This window comes from Methylorubrum rhodinum (assembly GCF_014199935.1).
GTDB lineage: Bacteria > Pseudomonadota > Alphaproteobacteria > Rhizobiales > Beijerinckiaceae > Methylobacterium > Methylobacterium rhodinum.
This window is the reverse complement of sequence record NZ_JACHOP010000022.1, coordinates 1-20,933: the sequence shown is the minus strand read 5'-3', so window position 1 is coordinate 20,933 and position 20,933 is coordinate 1. Positions and strand designations below refer to the sequence as shown.

General features: G+C 72.4%; 18 protein-coding genes. 7 read left to right on the top strand and 11 right to left on the bottom strand.

Translation table 11 applies throughout. The features are described 5' to 3' along the window. Positions 1 to 49: 49 nt before the first annotated feature. From HNR00_RS19890 to HNR00_RS19875, 4 genes are all read right to left on the bottom strand, one after another. The gene (locus tag HNR00_RS19890) at positions 50 to 880 is read right to left on the bottom strand and encodes an AprI/Inh family metalloprotease inhibitor (protein ID WP_376770398.1); all 831 of its coding nucleotides are present in this window, start codon (positions 878 to 880) and stop codon (positions 50 to 52) included. Next, the gene (locus HNR00_RS19885) at positions 877 to 1,848 is read right to left on the bottom strand and encodes a 2-hydroxyacid dehydrogenase (protein WP_183572259.1); all 972 of its coding nucleotides are present in this window, start codon (positions 1,846 to 1,848) and stop codon (positions 877 to 879) included. The genes HNR00_RS19890 and HNR00_RS19885 overlap by 4 nt, the downstream gene beginning before the upstream one ends. A gap of 199 nt (positions 1,849 to 2,047) precedes the next feature. Next, positions 2,048 to 4,009: an AI-2E family transporter gene (locus HNR00_RS19880; protein WP_183572257.1), complete on the bottom strand. Its 1,962-nt coding sequence runs from the start codon at positions 4,007 to 4,009 to the stop codon at positions 2,048 to 2,050. A gap of 214 nt (positions 4,010 to 4,223) precedes the next feature. Beyond that, positions 4,224 to 4,598, bottom strand: coding sequence for a response regulator (locus tag HNR00_RS19875; protein WP_056238615.1), 375 nt, complete (start codon positions 4,596 to 4,598; stop codon positions 4,224 to 4,226). Between the two features lie 146 nt (positions 4,599 to 4,744). Here HNR00_RS19875 and HNR00_RS19870 point away from each other — a divergent pair, with 146 nt between their 5' ends. Together HNR00_RS19870 and HNR00_RS19865 are read left to right on the top strand one after the other, a co-directional pair. Beyond that, positions 4,745 to 6,121, top strand: coding sequence for a pentapeptide repeat-containing protein (locus HNR00_RS19870; protein WP_210306576.1), 1,377 nt, complete (start codon positions 4,745 to 4,747; stop codon positions 6,119 to 6,121). Between the two features lie 40 nt (positions 6,122 to 6,161). Further along, positions 6,162 to 8,531, top strand: coding sequence for a hybrid sensor histidine kinase/response regulator (locus tag HNR00_RS19865; RefSeq protein WP_183572255.1), 2,370 nt, complete (start codon positions 6,162 to 6,164; stop codon positions 8,529 to 8,531). A 4-nt stretch (positions 8,532 to 8,535) separates the two neighbouring features. On the opposite strand, the gene HNR00_RS19860 is transcribed toward HNR00_RS19865, so the two are convergent. The 3 genes from HNR00_RS19860 to HNR00_RS19850 form a co-directional block, all read right to left on the bottom strand. After that, the gene (locus HNR00_RS19860; RefSeq protein WP_183572253.1) at positions 8,536 to 8,724 is read right to left on the bottom strand and encodes a hypothetical protein; all 189 of its coding nucleotides are present in this window, start codon (positions 8,722 to 8,724) and stop codon (positions 8,536 to 8,538) included. A gap of 262 nt (positions 8,725 to 8,986) precedes the next feature. Further along, entirely contained in the window at positions 8,987 to 9,676 is a 690-nt protein-coding gene (locus tag HNR00_RS19855; protein ID WP_183572251.1) for a DUF1013 domain-containing protein, read from the bottom strand. A gap of 305 nt (positions 9,677 to 9,981) precedes the next feature. Further along, positions 9,982 to 10,902, bottom strand: coding sequence for a LysR family transcriptional regulator (locus tag HNR00_RS19850; RefSeq protein WP_183572249.1), 921 nt, complete (start codon positions 10,900 to 10,902; stop codon positions 9,982 to 9,984). A gap of 137 nt (positions 10,903 to 11,039) precedes the next feature. On the opposite strand from HNR00_RS19850, the gene wrbA reads away from it, so the two are divergent. Then, positions 11,040 to 11,639: an NAD(P)H:quinone oxidoreductase gene (gene wrbA, locus HNR00_RS19845; protein ID WP_183572247.1), complete on the top strand. Its 600-nt coding sequence runs from the start codon at positions 11,040 to 11,042 to the stop codon at positions 11,637 to 11,639. Positions 11,640 to 12,018: 379 nt separating this feature from the next. On the opposite strand, the gene HNR00_RS19840 is transcribed toward wrbA, so the two are convergent. Continuing rightward, positions 12,019 to 13,017: an L-threonylcarbamoyladenylate synthase gene (locus tag HNR00_RS19840; RefSeq protein WP_183572245.1), complete on the bottom strand. Its 999-nt coding sequence runs from the start codon at positions 13,015 to 13,017 to the stop codon at positions 12,019 to 12,021. A 109-nt stretch (positions 13,018 to 13,126) separates the two neighbouring features. Between HNR00_RS19840 and HNR00_RS19835 the strand changes: the two genes are divergently transcribed. Next, the gene (locus HNR00_RS19835; protein ID WP_183572243.1) at positions 13,127 to 14,890 is read left to right on the top strand and encodes an acyl-CoA dehydrogenase; all 1,764 of its coding nucleotides are present in this window, start codon (positions 13,127 to 13,129) and stop codon (positions 14,888 to 14,890) included. 4 nt (positions 14,891 to 14,894) lie between these two features. Here the strand turns inward: HNR00_RS19835 and HNR00_RS19830 are convergent, their stop codons facing one another. Continuing rightward, entirely contained in the window at positions 14,895 to 17,123 is a 2,229-nt protein-coding gene (locus HNR00_RS19830) for a glycosyltransferase family 2 protein (RefSeq protein WP_183572241.1), read from the bottom strand. 10 nt (positions 17,124 to 17,133) lie between these two features. Then, a complete protein-coding gene (locus HNR00_RS19825; protein ID WP_183572239.1) occupies positions 17,134 to 17,466 on the bottom strand; it encodes a cupin domain-containing protein in 333 nt (110 codons plus the stop codon). Positions 17,467 to 17,552: 86 nt separating this feature from the next. On the opposite strand from HNR00_RS19825, the gene HNR00_RS25865 reads away from it, so the two are divergent. The 3 genes from HNR00_RS25865 (at position 17,553) to HNR00_RS19815 (ending at position 18,677) form a co-directional block, all read left to right on the top strand. Next, entirely contained in the window at positions 17,553 to 17,687 is a 135-nt protein-coding gene (locus HNR00_RS25865; RefSeq protein WP_281383336.1) for a hypothetical protein, read from the top strand. A 61-nt stretch (positions 17,688 to 17,748) separates the two neighbouring features. Further along, entirely contained in the window at positions 17,749 to 18,099 is a 351-nt protein-coding gene (locus tag HNR00_RS19820; protein ID WP_183572237.1) for a hypothetical protein, read from the top strand. Beyond that, complete coding sequence (locus tag HNR00_RS19815; RefSeq protein ID WP_183572235.1) at positions 18,096 to 18,677, top strand: PIN domain-containing protein; 582 nt, start codon at positions 18,096 to 18,098, stop codon at positions 18,675 to 18,677. Before HNR00_RS19820 ends, HNR00_RS19815 begins: the two co-directional genes overlap by 4 nt. A 4-nt stretch (positions 18,678 to 18,681) precedes the next feature. Here HNR00_RS19815 and mutL read toward each other — a convergent pair whose 3' ends face one another. Further along, on the bottom strand, positions 18,682 to 20,637 hold the full coding sequence (mutL, locus tag HNR00_RS19810; RefSeq protein ID WP_183572233.1) for a DNA mismatch repair endonuclease MutL: 1,956 nt from the start codon (positions 20,635 to 20,637) through the stop codon (positions 18,682 to 18,684). Between the last annotated feature and the right edge of the window lie 296 nt (positions 20,638 to 20,933).

Below are 20,933 nucleotides of genomic sequence, written 5' to 3'. Positions count from 1 at the left end.
GCACGGGAACCGAGAGCGTCGGCACCGACCGAGCCTGGATCCAACCGCCTTACGGCTCGACCTTCCTGAGCACCAGCGTCACCCCGACATCGGGGTCGCGGCGCCAGCGGCCGTCGCCGACGGAAACGAGGTTCACCGCGTGGCCGCGGCGGGCCTTGAGGGTCAGGTGGCCGGCGGCGAAGCGCCAGGTGGTCGGATCGAACACGGTGATGCCGCTGTCGCGGCAGCCGGGCAGGAGGCGCACGGCGGCCTGGTCCTTGGCCGCCGCGTCGGGCGGTGCCAGTTCGAGGCGGCAGACGTCCTTCTGCGTGGCCCGGTCGAGGGCGTAGAGGCCGGGCGCCGGGCCCTCCGGCGGCGCGGGGGCCGCGGCCGGCTCGGCGGCGGCGGGCGAGGCCGTGGTCGCGGGCGGCGTCTCGCCGGCCGGGCGCATGGCGGCGATCTGGAGCGGCACGAGGCTGTAGCGCTCGCCGTTCCCGCTGGCGGCGCCGAGGCTGCGGCCGTCGGGCTCGCGGGCGAAGGTCAGGATCGGCCGGACGTTGGTGTCGACGAGGCGGAGGCCGTCCTCGCCGTAGAGCCAGCCGGCGATGCCGGCCATCACCGGCAGCGCCCGGCGACAGCCCGCGGGGAAGCGCACGATCCGGCCGGACGGACCGCTGTCGGCCGAGAGCGTCAGCACGCAGCGCCGCTGCCCGCCCGCGAGGGCGAGATCCCAGGTGCCCGCCGCCCCGGCCAGGGTGTCGGGCAAGGTGGCGGGCATCGCGCCCTCCGGGGACGGGGGTGGCGTCTCCTGCGCGGCGGCCGGCGTACCCGCCAGCGGCAGGAGCGTCATGAGAGCGAGGGCGGCGGGGCGCAGGCGCGGCAGCACGGACAAGAACCTCATCGCGCGCCCGTGACGGGCGTCTCCGGGACCGGGGTCAGCGGCCCCCTGCCCTCGAACCACGCGAACAGGTTGTCGGTCAGGAGCCGGCCCATCGCCGCCCGCGTGTAGTGGGAGCCGGAGCCGACATGCGGCAGCAGCACGGTGTTGTCGAGGGCGGCCAAGTCATCGGGCACGTGCGGCTCGTTCTCGAACACGTCGAGCCCGGCCCCGAGGATCGTGCCGGCTCTCAGGGCTGCGGTGAGCGCCGCCTCGTCGATCACGCTGCCGCGGGCGATGTTGATGACGATGCCGTCGGCTCCCAGCGCCTCCAGCACCGCGGCATCGACGATGCCCCTGGTCTCCGGCCCGCCGGGGGCGGCCACGATCAGGATGTCGCTGTCCCGCGCCAGTCCGATCAGGCTGTCGTGATAGGCGTAGGGCCCGTCCTGCGGATTGCGGCCGTGATAGGCGACGCGCACGCCGAACGCTTCGAGCCGCGTCGCGATGGCCCGGCCGATCCGCCCGAGGCCGAGGATGCCGGCCTTGCGCGCGCGCAGGCTCGCGGTGAGCGGGAAGCTCCCCTGACGCCAGCGGCCCTCGCGCAGGTAGCGGTCGGCTTGCGGGATGCGCCGCACCGTGGCGAGCAGCAGCCCCAGCGCGAGGTCGGCCACCTCGTCGGAGAGCACGTCGGGGGTGTGGGTGACGCAGACACCGCGGCGGGCGGCCTCAGTCACGTCGATGGTGTCGTAGCCGACGCCGAAGCTCGACACGATCTCGAGATTCGGCAACTGGCCGAACAGGGCGGCATCGATCGGGCTCATCGCGCCGACCGCGAGGCCGCGGATGCGCGGGCCGACTTCGGTCAGGAAGGCGTCGCGGTCGGGCGCCTCCTCCAGCCGGTGCAGGCGGAAGCGCTGGCTGAGCCGCTCGGCCACGTCCGGCCGGGTCTGGCGGATCAGCAGGATCTCGGGCGTGTCGTCGGAAGTCACGGTCCGGGTGTCCTCCCGCGGGGTCGAGCCGTGCCGAAGTAGTCCCGCACCGGGCACCGGTCCAGCCGACGCGTGTCCCCTCCCCCTTGTGGGAAGGGGTTCGGGGTGGGGGTGGTGCAGAAGGCACCGCCGAGCTTCAGCCGGCACCACCCCCACCTCCTCCCTCCTCCCTCCTCCCCACAAGGGGGAGGAGAACGCCTCATCCGGCTCGCCGAAGCGCCTGCCCGCCGGATTCCCTCGACTTCGGCGCCGCCCGCGCCTGCTCCAGGGCCGCGCCCAGCGCGTCGCCCAGCGAGGTGACGAGGCGGTCGGCGGCGATCTGGCGGCGCAGGCGCCCGAGCGAGGCCGGGTCGCGCTCGCGCCAGAAGGCGACGAGCACACTCACCCCCGGCACGGCCAGCCGGGCGCGGCGGAGCGTCAGGCGGATCTGCGACAGGCTGATCGGGTCGAGATAGGAGAAGCAGATCATCGCCGGCCGCTCCCCCGGCGGCAGGTCGCGCAATTCGTCCCGCGACACCACCCGCGCGGTCAGGCCGTGGCGAGTCAGCGTCTGGGCGAGCATCAGGGTGGCGGCCTCGTCGAAGGCGCCGCCGCTCGTCACGCACAGGACCGGCGCGGCGCCGCGCCAGCCGGGCGCGAGGTCCTCGGGCTGCAGGACGATGCGGGCGTCGCTCCGGTCCGGCCCGACGGCCGCGAAGGCGGCCTCCGCCTCGGGGCTGAGGGACGGGGCCCGCCGCCGTCCGAGCAGCGGCAGGCCGCGGGCCCGCACCTGCCCGAGCGCCTCGACCACGGTGCGCACGCTTTCGCCCACCTGCCCCTGGCGCTCGCGGTCGAGGCTGCCGCGGGCGGCGTCCCCTTGCGCCATCCGCAGGGCGGCGAGCACGACCTCGTCGTAATAGGTCACGAGCGCCCGCTCCTTGAGGAACAGCCGGCCCTGCTCGATCGCCTCGGCCGGATCGCCCGCGAGCATGCGCTGGTAGAAGATCTCATCGGGCCCGAGCGCCGGCCGGTCGCCGAGGATCACGTCGAGGAACCACAATCGCTCGACATGGCGCCCGAGCACCACGAGGCAGACGGTGAGCGGGGTCGCGAGCAGGAGCCCGATCGGCCCCCACAGGAAGGTCCAGATCGTGGCGGCCAGGATCACCGCCATCGGCGAGATGCCGGTGGAGTGGCCGTAGAGCAGCGGCTCGACCACGTGGCCGGCGACGGGCTCGACGATCACGAACAGCAGCGCGACCTGGATCGCCATCGACCAGCCGGGATCGACCGCAACCGCGATGGCGAGCGGCAGCACCGCGCTGATGACCGCGCCGATATAGGGCACGAACCGCGCGATGCCGGCGATCACGCCGAACAGGATCGGGCTCGGCACGCCGATCGCCCACAGGCCCAGCCCAATCACCACGCCGAAGGCGAGGTTGAGGGCGAGCTGCGCCAGGAAGAGCCGGCTGAGGCGCCCGGTGGCGTCGTCGATCGCCGCCGTCGTGCGGCGCAGGTCGCTCGAGCCGGCCAGCCGGATCGCGCGGTTCCGCAGGTCTTCCCGCTGCAAGAGAATGAAGATCGTGAACAGCAGGATCAGGCCGAGCGTGGCCAGCGGGTGCAGCACGCCGCCCGCCACCGAGCCCAGCGTCTTCAGCACGCCGGAGCGGGGGGCGTGGATCTCGACCTGCATCGGCCGCTCGGCGGTGCCGAGCCGGGCCTCGGTCGCCGTCTCGGAGGCGGGCGGCTGCAATTCCTTGCCGATCTCCTCGGCCATGTCGAAGAAGCCGGAGAAGGTGTCGGACAGGCCGCCCCGCTCGGCGGTGGCGGCGCGCAAGGCCGTGATCTTGTCGCGGAGCGTCAGCGAGTAGCGCGGCAGGTCGGTGGCGAGCTGGGCCGCCTCGCGGGCGATCAGCCCGCCGACGGCGGCGAGGATGCCGAAGGCCAGCACCACCACGACCAGCACCGCCGCCGCCCGCGGCACCCGCAGGCGCCGCAGGGCGCGCACCGCGGGCAGCAGGACGAAACTGAGGAGGATGGCGAGCGCCACCGGCACGAGGATGTCGCGCCCGAGATAGAGGGCGCCTGCCAGCGTCACGACGAGGAGCAGCGAGGCGAGCGCCGTCACCACCGGCAGCGCCCGCCGCAGCAGGCGCGCCGTGACCGGGTCGTCGCTCATGACGCTGGGGCCTGTTCGAAGAAGACGGATAACGGCGGCGCCTCTCCCACCCACACCCTCATCCTGAGGTGCGGAGCGAAGCGAAGCCTCGAAGGAGGGCTCCAGGGATCGCGCGCGCGCTGGAGCCCTCCTTCGAGGCTGCTGCGCAGCACCTCAGGATGAGGGGGTTGGATGGGAGTGCGGATGGTGAGAGAGCCTGCCGCCCCGGCCACGCTCAGGACGCCGCCCCGATCGCCGCGCCGATCTGGCTCAAGAGTTTCGGGAAATCGATCGGCTTGGCGTGGTAGTCGTCGCAGCCGGCCTGGATCGCCTTGTCGCGGTCGCCCGACATGGCGTGCGCGGTCAGCGCGATGATCGGGATCGCGCGGGTGTCGCCGCCGGCCTTCAGCGCGCGGGCCGTCGACCAGCCGTCGAGCACCGGCAGGTTCATGTCGAGCAGGATCACGTCGGGCTGGGCCGCACGCGCCTGCTGCACGCCGGCCTCGCCGTCATGGGCCAGCACCACCTCGTAGCCGCGGCGCTTGAGGCGCCGGGACAGGAAGTCCCAGATCTCCTCGTGGTCCTCGACCAGCAGAATCTTGCCCGACACGCCCGCCCATCCCCTCTCGCGCCGCAACGGCGCTCCGCACCAACGCGCGGAACGCCCGCCGGATCACACAATCGCCGCGGTGCAAGCGTCTCGCCATCCGGCCCCGCCTGCCTGTATCGCTCAGGGCGACGGCGCGAGGGGTGGATATGGTGCGGGACGCGGCGGTGCAACATGGCGCGACGGAGGGCGATCCGCGCGTCGCCGCCCTGCTGGCGCAGCTCGGCGCCGGGGCGGCCGTCCTCGACGGCGCGGGCCGGGGCGGGCTCGCCGGGATGCGCCTGGGGCGCGCCGCGCTCGAACCCCGCGTCGATCCGCAGGCGCCGCCCCGGTGGTGGGCGGCGGATGCCGGCGGGCTCGACCTGGCCGGGGCCGATCTGTCCGAGGCGGACCTCGAAGAAACCGACCTGTCGGGGGCGAACCTCCGGCGGGCGCGGCTCGCCGGGGTGCTCGCCCGCTCGGCGGGGTTCGAGGGGGCCTGCGTCGAGGAGGCCGACTTTTCCGGGGCCGACCTCTCGGGCGCGCGCTTCCACGGCGTCGCGGGCGGGCAGGCGGCCTTCGGCGAGGCGATGCTGGAGGATGCCGACTTCTCCGGCGCCGTGATGCGCTTCGCCAAATTCAGGAAGGCGCTGCTCGACGGCTCCCGCTTTCCCGGCGCCGACCTGTGGGGCACCGACTTCACCGGGGCGGATGCCGACGATTCCGTGTTCCGTGGCGCCCGCCTCGACGAGGCGGACCTGTCCGACTGCAACCTGACGGGGGCGGATTTCGAGGGGGCCAGCCTGAAGAAGGCCCGGCTCGTCGGCTCGCGCCTGCGGGGGGCCAACCTCGCCGGCTGCCGCCTCGACGGGGCCGACCTCTCGGGGGCCGATTTTTCTCGCACCAGCCTCGTGCGGCTCGATCTCACGGCGTGCCGCTTGCGCCACGCGCGCTTCGCCGGCGCCTGGCTCGAAGGGGTGCGGCTCTCGCACGAGCAGCTCGGCGGCTGCGTCGGCGAGGAGGCGGCGGGTGAGTACGAGGCGGCGCAGGCGAGCTATCTGGCGCTGGAGCGCAACCTCCAGAGCATCGGCAGCCACGCGGGTGCGAGCTGGGCCTACAAGCGCGGGCGCCGCATGGGCCGGCGCCATGCCGGCCAGCAGGCCCGCAAGGCCCTTTCCGCACGCGATGTCCGCGGTGTGATCACCCACGGCTATCGCTGGGTCGCCGACCGCTACGTCGAGTGGCTGTGCGATTACGGCGAGAGCCTGTCACGCATCGCCCGCGCCTTCCTCATCGGCATCGTCCTGTTCGCGGGCGCCTACGGGGCGGCCGGCGGGCTGTCGCGGGAGGGCACGAACGTGCCGACCTACAACCCCCTCGACCTCGTGAGCTACAGCGCCCTCAACATGCTCACCGCCAACCCGCCGGAGATCGGGGTGAAGCCGGACGGGCGCATCACCAACCTGCTCGTCGGCCTGCAGGGCGCGGTCGGCATCGTGCTGATGGGCCTGTTCGGCTTCGTCCTCGGCAACCGGCTGCGGCGCTGATGCGACGGGCCATCGACAGCGACACCGTGGGAGCGACACCGTGACGGCACGCGACGAACAGCCGGCCCCGCCGAGCGAGGCCGATTTCCGCAACCTCGCCGACGCGCTGCCCCAGCTCGCCTGGATCGCCGACGGGGCGGGCAACCTGTTCTGGTACAATCGCCGCTGGTACGACTACACCGGCACGACCCCCGCCGAGATGGCCGATGCGGGCTGGCGCAAGCTGCACCACCCGGACCATCTGGAGGGCGCCGCCGCGCGCTTCTCCGCCTGCATCGCGGCGGGCGAATCCTGGCAGGACACGTTTCCGCTCCGGGGCAAGGACGGGCGCTATCGCTGGTTCCTGTCGCTGGCCGAGCCGGTGCGGAACGCCGACGGCACGGTCGAGCGCTGGTACGGCACCAACACCGACGTCACCGAGACGCGCGACGCCCAGGAAGCGCTGCGCCTGTCGGAAGAGCGCTTCCGCGCGCTGATCGACGCCTCCGCGGCGGTGATCTGGAACACCAACGCGGAGGGCGAGCTGACCCCGCCCCAGCCGCGCTGGGCCGCCTATACCGGCCAGAGCGAGGAGGCCTATCAGGGTTGGGGCTGGGTCGATGCGGTCCATCCCGAGGACCGGGCGCGGGCGGCGGAGGTCTGGGCCGGATGCGTCGAGGGCAAGCGCCCCTACGCGGTCGAGTATCGCCTGCGCCGCCACGACGGGGAATGGCGCGACACCGAGGTGCGCGGCGTGCCGGTGCTGGCCGAGGACGGCGCGATCCGCGAATGGGTCGGGCTCAACATCGACATCACCGTGCGGAAAGAGGCCGAGGCCGAGGCCGAGCGGGCGCGTGCGGCGGCCGAGGCCGCCAACCTCGCCAAGAGCCAGTTCCTGGCCAACATGAGCCACGAATTGCGCACGCCGCTCTCGGCGGTGATCGGCTATTCCGAGATGCTCGGCGAGGAACTGGAGGATCTGGGCCAGGCCGCGCTGCTGCCGGACCTGCGCAAGATCGAGGCCTCGGCCCGGCACCTGCTCGGCCTCATCAACGACGTGCTCGACATCTCGAAGATCGAGGCCGGGCGCATGACGCTGTCGGCCGAGACCTTCGACGTCGCGAGCCTGATCGACGACGTGTCGGCGGCCACGCAAAGCCTGATCGCGAAGAAGCGCAACCGCTTCCGCCTCGACCTCGCGCCCGATCTCGGCGCGATGCATCAGGACCAGCTCAAGCTGCGCCAATCGCTGATCAACCTGATCGGCAACGCCGCGAAGTTCTCCGAGGACGGCGACATCGCGCTGACCGTTCGCCGCAGCACGGAAGACGGCGCCGATTGGCTGACCTTCGCGGTCTCGGACACCGGCATCGGGCTGACCGAGGAGCAGATCGGCCGGCTGTTCGAGCGCTTCTCCCAGGCCGACGAATCGACCACGCGCCAGTTCGGCGGCACCGGCCTCGGCCTCTCCATCACCCGCGCCTTCTGCGAGCGCATGGGCGGCGCGATCGGGGTCGCCAGCACCTACGGCAAGGGCGCGACCTTCACGATCCGCCTGCCCGCCGAACTGGCCGATCGCGAGGAGGAGGAAGCGGCCGAGAGCGTGGCGGCCCGCGTCCGCGAGATCACCGAGGGCGAGGCGCACCTGCACGACGTGGTGCTGCTCGTCGACGACGACCCGGCCGCCCGCGACCTGCTCCAGCGCTTCCTCGAGCGCGAGGGGTTCCGGGTGCGCACCGCCAACGACGGGCGGGCCGGGCTGACGCTCGCGCGTGCCCTCAAGCCGCGGGCGATCCTGCTCGATATCGAGATGCCGCGCATGGACGGCTGGGCGGTGCTGCACGCGATCCGCACCGATCCCGACATCGCCGAGACCCCGGTCATCATCACCAGCGTGGTCAACGAGTTCAGCCTCGCCCACGTGCTCGGCGCCACCGACTACCTCGTCAAGCCGGTCGACTGGAACGCCCTCAAGGAGGCGATGGAGCGCTACCGCCCGGCCGGGCACGAGGGCCACGTTCTCATCGTCGACGACGACGCGGATGCCCGCGAGCGGGTGCGCCGCACGCTCCAGCGCGACGGCTGGGAGGTGCGCGAGGCGGAGAACGGCGCGCGGGCGCTGGAGAGCCTCGACATGAGCCGACCGAGCCTGATCCTGCTCGACCTGATGATGCCGGTGATGGACGGCTTCGCCTTCCTCCGAGCCTTGCGCGGACGCCCCGACGGCAACGTCCCGGTGGTGGTGCTGACCGCCAAGGAGATCAGCGCTTCCGAGAAGGAGAGCCTCGGGCGGCAGGCCGACCGGCTGATCGTGAAGGGCTCGATGAGTCTGGCCGAGATCGGCCGCCAGCTGCGCGACCTCTACGCCCGCCAGGACCGGACGCCGCTGCCGGGGGAGATCCAGGGATTGATCGAGCGGCTGCCGTCGTAAGGCCTCAGGCGCCGGGCTGCTTCCTCGGCTCGGCCTCGACGGTGAGGTCGGCCAGCGCGCGGACCATGCCCTGCATCACGCGGCGTGACATCATCACGCCCACCACCCGACAATCGGCACCCTCGAACTTCACCACGACGGTATCGCCGCCGTCGATGATCTCGACATCCACGAAGTCCTTGGTCGACAACAAGCACAGCTCGTCGGACAGTCTCGCAATCATCGGCAACCCCGGCCCCGAGATCGGCTTGATCGAGAACTGCGTTCCCCATGAGGAGCGGCGCCCGCCGATTCTTGCGCAATGTTCTATCGGCAATGCGTTGCCAAATTCTCCCTGGTAAGACGCCCACCCATGAATTGAGCGAGAATCGGCCTACACCTCAACGACAAAGGCCTCCCGCTCGTGAGCGGGAGGCCTTTGTTTTTATCAAATGATCTCTTCTGAGGCGAAAGACTCAGTCCTCGTCGTCCTCGTCGATGCGGCTCATGCCCTTGAGCTTGGCGAAGACCGCGTCGGCGTTGAGATCCTCGTCCTCGGCCTCCTCGGCCGCCGGCGCGGTCGAGACCTCGGTCGGCAGCAGCTTGGCACCGGCCTCCGGCTGGACCACCGCCGGGCGGTCCTTGGCGGCGCGCTGGACCTCGAAGTCGAGATCGATCTGCGAGCACAGGCCCAGCGTCACCGGATCGAGCGGCGAGAGCTGGCTCGAATTCCAGTGGGTGCGCTCGCGGATCTGCTGGATCGTCGACTTGGTGGTGCCGACGAGCCTTATGATCTGCGCGTCCTTGAGTTCGGGGTGGTTGCGGATCAGCCAGAGGATGGCGTTGGGCCGGTCCTGGCGGCGCGACAGCGGGGTGTAGCGCGGGCCCTTGGTGGTGCGCTTGACCTCCGGCAGCTTCACCTTCGAGACCGCAACCTTGAGCTTGTAGTTCGGGGCGCGCTGCGCCCGCTCGATCTCGTCGCGGGTGAGCTGGCCGGTGGTGATCGGGTCGAGCCCCTTGATGCCGGCGGCGACCTCGCCGTCGGCGATGCCCTTCACCTCCAGCGGGTGCAGCTTGCAGAAATCGGCGATCTGCTCGAAGGCCAGCGAGGTGTTCTCGACGAGCCACACGGCGGTCGCCTTGGGCATCAGCGGACCTTGGGACATCGGGCAAACTCCAGACGGTGTCGTTCGGGGCGTCGCGCCAGGGGAGCGGAAACGGGCTTCCCGCGACCTCCGGCTTCGAGCCCGGAGGATCCCGTGTCGCGATGAATGAGGGGATTGCGGGCTTATACAGGCGGAAGCGGCCCTCACGCAATTGTATTAGATGTCTTCCTGCTTGCCTCAGTCGCCGGCGCCCGCATCCGCGGGCTCAGGCTTTCGCTCCGCTCGACGCCTCGGCTGAAAGCCGAGGCCCGCTTCGCGCGGCGCTCTTCGCGCCGGGCCATACGGATTTTCCTTGCCTGCGAGCCTCAGGCCGTCGCCCGCCCCGCAGCGCCTTCTCCCCGCTCGAAAAGCCGTTCCGTCCCCCGCCCCTCCAGGGACGCCCGCAGCGGCGCGATCTCGCCCGCCATGTGTTCGAGGAAGGCGCGCACCCGCACCGAGCGGCGCAGGTCCGGATGGGTCAGGAGCCAGAGTTCGGCGGCGAGTTCCGGCTCCGGGCCGGAGAGCCGCCGCAAGGAGGGGCGTCGGTCGGCGACGTAGCAGGGCAGCGCGCCGATGCCGATCCCGGCGGCCACCGCCTCGTAGAGGCCCTGCACGGTGTTGATCCGCAAAGCCACCCGCTCGGGCGCGGTCCGCGCGGCGACGAAGCGAGTGAACAGGCCGCCCGCCACGCTCTCGTCCGGACTGACCCAGAGCGGGTCCGCCGCAAGGCTCGCCTCGACGGGGCCGTAGACCGCCCAGGCCACGCCCGAGAGGCGGCGCCCGACGAGATTGTCCGGCGGCTCGCGGGTGGCGCGCAGCGCCACGTCGGCGTCGCGGCGCGACAGGTTCAGCGCCTCCTCCGACACGACGAGGTCGAGCCGCACCCGCGGGTAGAGGCCGCGGAAGCGGGCCAGCATCGGCATCAGCAGATCGACCGCGAGCCCCGCGGGCGCGGTGATCCGTAAACTCCCCGAGGGCACCGAGGCACGATCCGCCACCTCGCGGTCGAACCGGGCGGCCTCCTCCTCCATCCGGCATGCTGCGGCCACCATCGCCTCGCCCGCGGGCGTCGGCACGTAGCCGGAGCGGTGGCGCTCGAACAGACGCGCCCCGAGCCCCGCCTCCAGGGCCGCGAGCCGGCGGAAGGCGGTCGAGGGGTTGATGCCGAGCTGCCCCGCGGCCGGGGCCAGCGCCCCCCTCTCGGCGATCGCCCGCACGAGGCGGAACTCGTCCCAGGCCACCGGCACCGCTCACCCTCCTTGCATCGCTGCAAGGATGATCTTGCACACGAGGGCGTTTCTGCAAGCCGCCCGCACACCCATACTCCGCCACGCATTCGACAAGGGTCGCCCCGCGGAGCGGCCGCAAACGGGAGTCACACGCGATGGCAAAAATTCTGGTTCTCTACTACTCGTCCTGGGGCCACGTGGAGCGGATGGCGCAGGCGGTGGCCGAGGGCGCCCGCGAAGCCGGGGCCGAGGTCGCGGTCAAGCGCGTGCCGGAGCTGGTGCCCGAGGAGGTGGCCCGGCAGTTCCACTACAAGCTCGACCAGGAGGCGCCGGTCGCGACCGTCGAGGAGCTGGCCGATTACGATGCGATCATCTTCGGCACGCCGACCCGCTACGGCAACATGGCCTCGCAGATGAAGCAGTTCATCGACCAGACCGGCGGCCTGTGGGCCAAGGGCGCGCTCGTCGGCAAGGTCGGCTCGGCCTTCACCTCCACCGCCTCGCAGCACGGCGGCCAGGAGACCACGCTGACGAGCTTCCACACCGTGATGTTCCACCACGGCATGGTGGTGGTGGGCCTGCCCTACAGCTTCGCGGGCCAGAACGGGGTCGAGGCGGTGAAGGGCGGCTCGCCCTACGGCGCCACCACCATCGCCGACGGCGACGGCTCGCGCCAGCCGAGCGAAGTCGAACTCGACGGCGCCCGCTACCAGGGCCGCCACGTGGCTGGCATCGCCGCCAAGCTCGCGGGCTGAGTTTTTTGGTTCCCCCTCTCCCCGCTGTGCGGGGAGAGGCCTGCATGGACCTTGTCGTCCATGCAGGAAGCGCAGGCGTAGCCGGAGCGGCGGTGAGGGGGCGGTTCAGGACGCGCCTCTCCCGGCCAAGCCCCCTCACCCCCGGTTGCCGCCTTGTCGCGTCGACGACAAGGTCGCCGCGACTCTCTCCCCGCGTGCGGGGCGAGGGGATGCGCGTTCGGCAAAATGCTGCTTCTTCAGCGACTTGCACAGCGCGCAAGAAAAAAGGCTCGGATTGCTCCGAGCCTTGAAGGGAAAAGGCCATTGGGGGCTGAACTGGCCTTCGTGAACCATCAATGCGCCGCCCGCGGATCGGTTCCGAAAAATCCGCGAAAAAGATTCAGCGCGGCGCGGCGGCCCGGCGGAGCCGGTCGTTGATCGCCTCGCCGAGGCCGATGTCCGGCACCGGTGCGACGGCGATCACGGCCGCGCCCGAGGCGTCGAGGCGGCGCAGGGCCGAGAACAGCCGGGCCGCCGCCTCCGCCGGATCGCCGGCCTCGCTCAGGGTCTCGACCGCGCGGGCCGCGCCCACACCTTCGGGCCGGAAGGCGCCGAACAGCAGTGCGGCCTCGCCGGGACCGATCCGGGTCGCGTCGAGCCGCACGGCGGCCCGCGGGGCGTAGTGGGAGGCCAGCAGCCCCGGCCCGACGGGCTTTGCCCCCGCTTCTCCGCCCGTCTCCGGCCAAAGCCCCAGCACGGCGGCCAGGGCCTCGCGGGTGACGCCCCCCGGCCGCAGCAGCCGGGGCGGGCCGCCGAGGCAGGCGACCACGCTCGATTCGACGCCCACCGGGCACTCGCCCCCGTCGAGGACCGCCGCGATGCGCCCGTCGAGATCGGCCAGCACGTGCGCGGCGCTGGTCGGGCTGACCCGGCCCGAACGGTTGGCCGAGGGCGCCGCCACCGGCCGCCCGACCCGCGCCAGGAGGTCGCGGGCGAGCGCGTGGCCCGGCACCCGCAGGGCGACGCTGTCGAGCCCGGCGCGGGCCAGCTCGCAGACCGTGCCGCCGGGCGCCACCGGCACCACCAGCGTCAGCGGCCCCGGCCAGAATTGTTTTGCGAGTCTTTGGGCGTGATCGTCGAACACGCCTTCAGCCATCGCGGCCTCGATCGTCGGACAATGCGCGATGAGCGGGTTGAAGCTCGGGCGCGCCTTGGCGGCGTAGATGCCGGCCACCGCCACCGGATCGGTGGCGTCGGCCCCGAGCCCGTAGACCGTCTCGGTCGGCAGCGCGACGAGCCGCCCGGCCGAGAGGAGCGCAGCGGCTTGCGCAAGGCCGGCCGCGTCGGCGGGCAGGCGCTCGGTGGCCGGCGGCGGGGCTGTTGACGGGAATCCGTCCATGTCGGAGGGGAAGCGATCTCGGATCAGGGGATCAGCGGCCCTAGCCTCCCCCGGTGCGGGCCGTCAAACGGCATGCGCCGCATCCAGCGCCAGCACAGGTTCACGCCCCATGACCTACCGCGCCCCCGTCGAGGAGATGGCCTTCACGCTCCGCCACGTGGCCGGGCTCGACGCGGTGCTGGCCGAAAGCGGGACCGAGATCGCCCCCGAGGACGCGGTGGCGATCCTGGAGGAGGCGGGCCGGTTCGCGGCGGGCGTGATCGCGCCGCTCAACCGCGCGGGCGACCGGCACGGCACGCCGTTCTCGGACGGCGCCGTCACCACCCCGCCGGGCTGGCGGGACGCCTACCGCGCCTTCGTCGCGGGCGGCTGGAACGGCGTGCTGGCCGCGCCCGAGCACGGCGGCCAGGGCCTGCCGCACCTGCTGGCGGCGGCCTGCACCGAGATGTGGAACGGGGCGAACCTCGCCTTCGGCCTGTGCCCGCTGCTGACGGCGGGCGGGATCGAGGCGCTCGCCGCCCACGGCTCCGACGACCTCAAGGCCCGCTACCTCGAAAAGCTCGTCTCGGGCGAGTGGACCGCCACCATGAACCTCACCGAACCGCAGGCCGGCTCGGACCTCTCGGGCCTGCGCACCCGCGCCGAACCCGCCGGCGACGGCCGCTACCGGATCACGGGCGCCAAGATCTACATCACCTACGGCGAGCACGATCTCACCGACAACATCTGCCATCTCGTGCTCGCCCGCCTGAAGGACGCGCCCGCGGGCACCCGCGGCATCTCGCTGTTCCTCGTGCCGAAGGTGCTGCCGGACGGCTCGGGCAACGACCTGCGGTGTTCGGGGATCGAGCACAAGCTCGGCATCCACGCCTCGCCGACCTGCTCCATGGCCTTCGGCGATGGCGGCGGGGCGACCGGCTGGCTGATCGGGCAGGAGAACCGGGGCCTCGCCTGCATGTTCACGATGATGAACTCGGCCCGGCTCAATGTCGGCCTCCAGGGCGTGGGCGTGGCCGAGGCCGCCTATCAGAAGGCGCTCGACTACGCCCGCGAGCGGCGCCAGGGCCGGGCGCCGGGCGCGCCCGAGCCCGTCAGCGCCATCGCGGCCCATGCCGACGTGCAGCGCATGCTCCTGACCATGAAGGCCTACACGGCGGCTTCCCGCGGCCTCTGCTACCTCACGGCCCAGGCCCTCGACGCGGCCCACGGCCCGGACGGCAAGACGGCGCACGCGCGCGCCTCGCTGCTGACGCCGGTGGCGAAGGCCTTCTCCACCGACATTGCCAACGAGGTGACCTCGCTGGGCGTGCAGGTCCACGGCGGCATGGGCTTCGTCGAGGAGACCGGCGCGGCCCAGCTCATGCGCGACGCCCGCATCCTCGGCATCTACGAGGGCACCAACGGCATCCAGGCGATCGACCTCGTGACGCGAAAACTGCCGCTCGACGGCGGTGCCGCGGTGGGCGCGCAGATCGCATTCATCCGGCGGGTGGCCGAGGGGCTGGTGAAGGACGGCCATCCCGGCTTCGGCCACGCGGCGCCCTGCCTGCGCGAGGGGATCGGCAGCCTCGACCGCGCCACGAGCTTTCTGCTGAAGGCGCTCGGCTCGAACCGGCCGCAGGAGGCCCTGCCCGGCGCGAGCCCGTACCTGCGCCTGTTCGGCCTGGTGCAAGGCGCCGCCTGCCTCGCGCAAGCCGGGCTCGCGTCGAGTGCGGCGCTCAAGGCCGGCGAGACCGACCCGGCGCATGCGGCCCGCATCGCGCTCGCCCGCTTCTTCGCCGAGAACCTGCTGCCGGCGGCCTCGGGCCTGGAGCAGGCGATCCTCACCGGTGGGAGCTTCGCCGACGATCCGGCCTTCGCGCTGGCGGGATGAGCCGTCAGAACCGCGCCGGATCGAGCTCGAAGGTCGGCGGCAGCGCCTCGAACCATTCGCCGTAATAGGGATCGCGCGGGATCTTTTCCGCCCAGCGCGCCCGGAAGCGGGCGTGCTCAGCCGGATCGACCGTACGGGCGCGGTTGCGGCTCTCGTAATGGTAGAGCTGGCTTTCCGCGCAATAGACGCTGCGCAGGCCCCGCTCGCGCAGGCGCAGGCACAGATCCACGTCGTTGTAGTTGATCGCGAATCCCTCGTCGAAGCCCTGGATCGCCTCGAAGTCGGCACGCCGCACCATCACGCAGGCGCCGGTGACCGCCAGATAGTTGCGGTTGCCCGCGCTGGAGAAGAAGTGGCCGGGATCCTCCCGCGGATAGGAGCGGCGGGGATGGTCGGGCGTCGCGTCGACGACGCTGACGCCGACATGCTGCAGCTCGCCGGTCTCGAACAGGAGCTTGGCCCCGACCGCGCCGACGCCGGGGATGGCGAGCAATGCCAGCATCGCCTCGATCCAGTCCGGCGTGATCACCTCGACGTCGTCGTTGAGGAAGACCAGCACGGCGCCGGTGGCATGGCGGGCGCCGAGGTTCATCTTGGCCGCGACGTTGAACTCGGGCCTCTCCCACGTCACCGAGCGGGCGCCGTGGCGCGCGAGCGCGGCCTTCGTGGCGGGCCGCAGGTCGCCGTTGTCGACCGCGACGATCTCGATGGATTCGTAGGTGCTGGTGGCCCGGATGCTGGCGAGGCAGGCGGCGAGCAGATCGACGGTTTGCCCCCGCACCACGCTGTCGCGCCCGGCCGTCGGGATCACGATCGAGACCGGCGGGCGCTCCCTCAAGGTGCGGCGGAGATGGAAACTGCCGGCAAACGCCGTGGGGCGCACCACGTCGAGCCCGCCGGTGCGGCGCGCCCGATCCTCCAGCGCGCGGATCGCGGCGGCCACCACGTAGCCCTTGTTGTCCATGGCTAACGCCGTCGAGCCGGGGATCGCCCGCCAGTGGTAGAGGACCTGGGCGACGTGGCGCACGTGCCCCGCGTGCTCGGTGTAGCGCAGCACGAAGTCGTAATCCTGCGCCCCCTCGCATTCCGCCCGGAAGCCGCCGATCCGGCCCACGATGTCCATCCGGTAGAGCGCCAGATGGGCCGTGTACATGCAGGCCTCCAGTGTCTCGGGCGACCAGTCGGGCTTGAAGAACGGCTCGTAGCGCTCGCCCTCGACCGTGATCTTGTCCTCGTCGGAATAGACGAAGTCGGTCTCCGGATCGGCGTTCAATGCCGCCACCAGGGCGTAGAGGGCGTGGGGGGGAATCGTGTCGTCGTGGTCGATCAGGGTGAGCCAGTCGCCGGTGGCGCGCGCCAGCGCGTCGTTGCTCGCCGCGACGATGCCGCCGTTCTTTGTCCGCGAATGCAGGCGCACCCGCGGATCCTGCGCCGCCAGCCGCGCCAGCATCGGGGCGATGTGGGGGGCGGATGAGGCGTCGTCGCACAGGCACAGCTCCCAATCGGGATAGGACTGCGCCCGGATGCTGGCGAGCGCGGCAGCGAGATAGGGCTCGGGCGTGTCGTAGACCGGCATGACGATGGAGATGCGGGGACGCAGCGCGAAGCCCGCGATCGCCGCCCGCATCGCCTCCGCGCTCGGCAGGGCCGGCCGCTCGACCCGCTCGATCCAGGCGGCGTAGGAGGCCGACGCCGGGCGCGGCCGGGCGCTGTCCCAGAATTTTTGCCAGAGGGCGGCGGGTGGATGCGAGACGGCGAGCCGGACGAGGCGCGGGACCAGGGCGGCGGGGCGGCGCTCGATCTCGGAGAGCCGTGCGAGGAGCCGCCGGGCGATCTCGATCGCGGCGCGGGGCCCGCTCAGGGGTTCGAGGCTGGCGCGCGCGAGATGGAACCGCCCGCTCGCGGCCAGCGGATCGAGGCGCAGGCCCCGCACCCGGCGCGGCAGGCGCACGAGGTCGTCGATCCCGCCCTCCTCCCGGAGTTCGAGGCGCAGCGCGCCGTCCTCGCGAAAGCCCGACCCGTCATCGACGTAGAGGAGCGGGACGAGCTTGGTCGAGCCCAGCGGTTCGAGATCGAGCCGCAGCCGCACCCAGCCGCCGGTGAGGCGAAACCGGAACAGCCGCCCGCCGCCGGGGCGGACGAGGCGGAACTGCGGGTCTGCCCCGGTCGAGCGCCACAGGCCCTCGCCCTCCGGCTCCAGCTGTCCCTTCGGTTCGATATGACAGGCGATCATGCCGGCCGGGTTAGCGCCTCGCGAGGTGAACCGCGAGCCAGATCGTCGGATCGGCGGTCGCCTCGACCCGGTGGCGGCGATGGGCCCGGATCAGCACGTGGTCGCCGGGCGTGAGATGCCGCGGCTCGGGCGCGTCGGCGAAGCGCAGCGTGGCGGCGCCGACGAGCACCGCGACCCACTCGTCCTCGGCTTGATCGTACCAGAAGCCCGGCGGGCTCGCCTGCCCGCGGGAGACGATCCGCTCGATCCGGGCGCCGGGGGCGGCGAGCAGCGTGGCGAAGGCTTCCTCGGGCGCGCCCTCCGGCGGCAGGCCGGCGAACAGGTTGGAAACATCCTCGCCCATCCGCCTCGCCTTTGATGCTTCCGATTGCCACCGATGCGGGCCCCGCGGCGTTGACCGACAACCCCGCGCCTCAAGGACGCCCCGCCATGCCCGAGACCGATCCCCCGCCGCCCCCGCCCGCCGACCCGGATGCCGGCTTGCCGACCCCGCCGAGCCCCGGCCGGGTGCCGCCGCCGCGGCTGCCGCCGGAGCCGAAGCCCGCGGAGGACGAGGCTGAGTGACGCTCGCCTTGCGGGATGTCCGGCCCGCTTCTATCCTCCTTACATCTTCTGGAGGATGCGTGTGGCCGGCAGGTCCGTCTCGGGCGACGTCGATGACGCGGTGGCGGCGCGTCTTGCCAGCGTGGCGCAAGCCGAGTCCCGGACGCCGGCCAGCCTCGTCAGTCAGGCCGTTGATTTCTACACCGCCCTGCCGGAGGTCGCGCGCCGCGCGATGCGCCGCCTCGACGACCACGCCACGGGCGAGGAGCGGCGCTGGCTCGAGAGTGAGTTGGTGCGCCTGTTCCTGCGCGCCGACTTCTCGCTGACGCAGCGCCTGATGGTGGAAGAGGTCGCCGCCACATTGCCCAAGAGCACGGATGAGGCCGATTTGGAGGCGACCGCCCGCGACTGGACGGCCCCGTCGAAGTCGTGACGTTCCGGCTCTGCGTCGATCTCAACGTTTGGATCGCGCATTTCCTGGCCGAGGCGAAGGGCGCGCGGGTGAGCGCCGCCCGCAGCGTCGTTCAGGCGGTGCAGGAGGGACGCTCCGGCCTCGGGCCGGTCCAGCTCGTCGTCTCGCACACGATGCTGTCCCGGCTCCAAGACGTCCTGATCCGCAAGGGCGCCACGCCGGAGAGTTCGGGTCGTCTCATAGACCTCATCGCGAGCTTCGCCCGCCTCGGGCCGGCGCCCGAATTCCCCAGGATGGTGCTCGGCGGCGGCGTGGAGCCGACCCGCGACGCCCGGCCGCCGCTGCACGATCCGTACGATCCCGCCTTCCTGCCGAAACCCACCGACACCGAGGACGGGCGGGTGATCGACACCGCGCTCGCGGGCCGGGCCGATGCCCTGGTCACGGCGAACTTCCGGGATTTTGCGCACCACGGCGACACGGTGATCCTGCGCGGGCGCCTCCATATCCGCCGGACGGCAGAGCACGACCTCGTCATCGTCCGGCCGCAGGAGATGGCCGAATGGCTCCGCTCGGGCCGTCGTCCGAGTCCTCCCTGAAGCCCTAACGCCGCCCGAACAACCGCTCGATGTCGGCCAATCCCAGGCTGACGAAGGTCGGGCGGCCGTGGTTGCACGAGCCGGAGAGGGGGGTCGCCTCCATCTGGCGCAGGAGCGCGTTCATCTCCTCCGGCTTGAGGCGCCGCCCGGCGCGGATCGAGCCGTGGCAGCTCATGCGGGAGAGCAGCGCGTCGAGGCGCCGGCTCACGGGATCGGGATCGCCCGCGCCCGCCGGGCCGCCCTCCTCGACGCCGCTGGCGTCGAGCGCGTCGAGCACGTCGAGCACGAGGTTCTTCACCGAGCCGCCGGCCAAAGCCGTGGGGACGGCGCGCACCAGCACGGCGCCGGGGCCGAAGGCCTCCAGCGACAGGCCGAGCCGCTCCAGCTCGGGGGCGGCCTCGACGAGGCGGTCGGCGGCCTCCGGCGCCATCTCGACCACGTCGGGGATGAGCAGACCCTGCCGCGCCACGCCGCCGCCGGCCCGCTCGGCCTTCAACCGCTCGTAGACGAGGCGCTCGTGGGCGGCGTGCTGATCGACCAGCACGATGCCGTCGCGGGTCTGGGCCACGATGTAGGTACCGTGGATCTGGGCGCGCGCCGCGCCCAGCGGATGGGCCTCGGCTCCTTCCGTCTCGGCCTCCGGCCGCAGGTCGGCGGCGGGGGGCGCGAAATCGGACGGGCCGAGATCGTGGGCGAAGGCGGCCTGCGGCGTCTCGGCGAAGCCCGACCGATCGGGCATCGCGGAAGCGGGCGCACGCCAGCCCGCAGGGGCGGCGAGGGAGGGGCCGGAGAACAGAGTGCGGGCCGGGCGCGGCATCAGGCTCGGGGCCGAGGCGCCGGTATGGACCGCGAAGCGCCCCTCCCCCACCGGGGCGCCGCCCGGCCGCAGGGCGTCGAGGGCGGCGCGCGCGCCCGTCGTGGACGAGCGCGCCCCGGCACGGCGCAGGGCCTCGTGGATCGCGCTGACCACGAGGGCGCGCACCAGCCCCGGCTCGCGGAAGCGCAGTTCGGTCTTGGCCGGATGCACGTTGACGTCGACGAGGCCGGGCTCGCAGGCGAGGTAGAGCGCCAGCACCGGATGGCGGTCGGAACTCATCGTGTCGGCATAGGCCCCGCGCACGGCGCCGAGCAGCAGCCGGTCGCGCACGGGCCGTCCGTTGACGACGAAGTGGATGTGGGTGCCGACCCCGCGGTGGAAGGTCGGCAGGCCGACATGGCCTTCGAGCGAAAACCCCTCGCGGGCCATCGACAGCGGCACGGCGTTGCCGGGGAAATCCGGCCCGAGCACGCCGCCGAGCCGGCGCAACAGGGCGGCTTCGCCCGTCTCGGCCTCGGCCGGAAACACCGTCGGGCTGCCGCTCTCGGTGCGCAGCGTGAAGCGCACCTGCGGTTGCGCGACCGCGAGGCGCCGCAGCACCTCGGCGACGGCGGCCGTCTCGGCCCGGTCGGATTTGAGGAACTTGAGCCGGGCCGGGGTCGCCGCAAAAAGGTCCGTCACCTCGATGCGGGTGCCGCGCGACGCGGGCGCCGGCCGCACCGGCCCCTTGGCGCCGGATTCGACCAGAAGGCTCACCCCCTCCCCGTCGGCGGTGCGCGAGGTGATCGCGAGCCGCGAGACGGCGCCGATCGAGGGCAGGGCCTCGCCGCGAAAGCCCAGCGAGCCGATCCGGGTGAGGTCGCCGTCGGGGAGCTTGGAGGTGGCGTGGCGCTCGACCGCGAGCGCCAGATCCTCGGCTCCCATGCCGATGCCGTCATCGACCACCCGGATCAGGCGCCGCCCGCCCGCCTCGATCGTCACCTCGACGCTGCGCGCGCCCGCGTCGATGGCGTTCTCGACCAGTTCCTTGACGGCGGAGGCCGGCCGCTCGACCACCTCGCCCGCGGCGATGCGATCGACCAGGATCGGATCGAGCCGGCGGACGCCGGCGCGCGGCGGCAGGAGGGCGGAGGCGGCGGACATCCTTTGAAATATAGAAGCCTGTCGCAGCGGGCGATAGGCGCGTGGACTTCTGCCCACTCCGGGTCGGCACGCGGAACGTTCGTCATTCCGGGGCCGCGCAGCGGAACCCGGAATCCACCCGAGATGCGCGGCCTCACGAAGCGTCGCGGCCAGTCGTGGATTCCGGGTTCGCCTTCGGCGCCCCGGAATTGTCTGTTGGCACTCTGCTAGAAAGAGGCTGTCCCGCAGCCGCGGGGTGCCTGGTCCGGGTGGCCACCCGGACCAGGCGCGGGGCGCCGACCGTCCCGGAATGGGGC

Coding starts and splice junctions, on each gene's coding strand:
- HNR00_RS19890 (WP_376770398.1), bottom strand. CDS start 880: ATGAGGTTCTTGTCCGTGCTGCCGCGCCTGCGCCCCGCCGCCCTCGCT.
- HNR00_RS19880 (WP_183572257.1), bottom strand. CDS start 4,009: ATGAGCGACGACCCGGTCACGGCGCGCCTGCTGCGGCGGGCGCTGCCG.
- HNR00_RS19870 (WP_210306576.1), top strand. CDS start 4,745: ATGGTGCGGGACGCGGCGGTGCAACATGGCGCGACGGAGGGCGATCCG.
- HNR00_RS19855 (WP_183572251.1), bottom strand. CDS start 9,676: ATGTCCCAAGGTCCGCTGATGCCCAAGGCGACCGCCGTGTGGCTCGTC.
- wrbA (WP_183572247.1), top strand. CDS start 11,040: ATGGCAAAAATTCTGGTTCTCTACTACTCGTCCTGGGGCCACGTGGAG.
- HNR00_RS19840 (WP_183572245.1), bottom strand. CDS start 13,017: ATGGACGGATTCCCGTCAACAGCCCCGCCGCCGGCCACCGAGCGCCTG.
- HNR00_RS19835 (WP_183572243.1), top strand. CDS start 13,127: ATGACCTACCGCGCCCCCGTCGAGGAGATGGCCTTCACGCTCCGCCAC.
- HNR00_RS19830 (WP_183572241.1), bottom strand. CDS start 17,123: ATGATCGCCTGTCATATCGAACCGAAGGGACAGCTGGAGCCGGAGGGC.
- HNR00_RS19825 (WP_183572239.1), bottom strand. CDS start 17,466: ATGGGCGAGGATGTTTCCAACCTGTTCGCCGGCCTGCCGCCGGAGGGC.
- HNR00_RS25865 (WP_281383336.1), top strand. CDS start 17,553: ATGCCCGAGACCGATCCCCCGCCGCCCCCGCCCGCCGACCCGGATGCC.
- mutL (WP_183572233.1), bottom strand. CDS start 20,637: ATGTCCGCCGCCTCCGCCCTCCTGCCGCCGCGCGCCGGCGTCCGCCGG.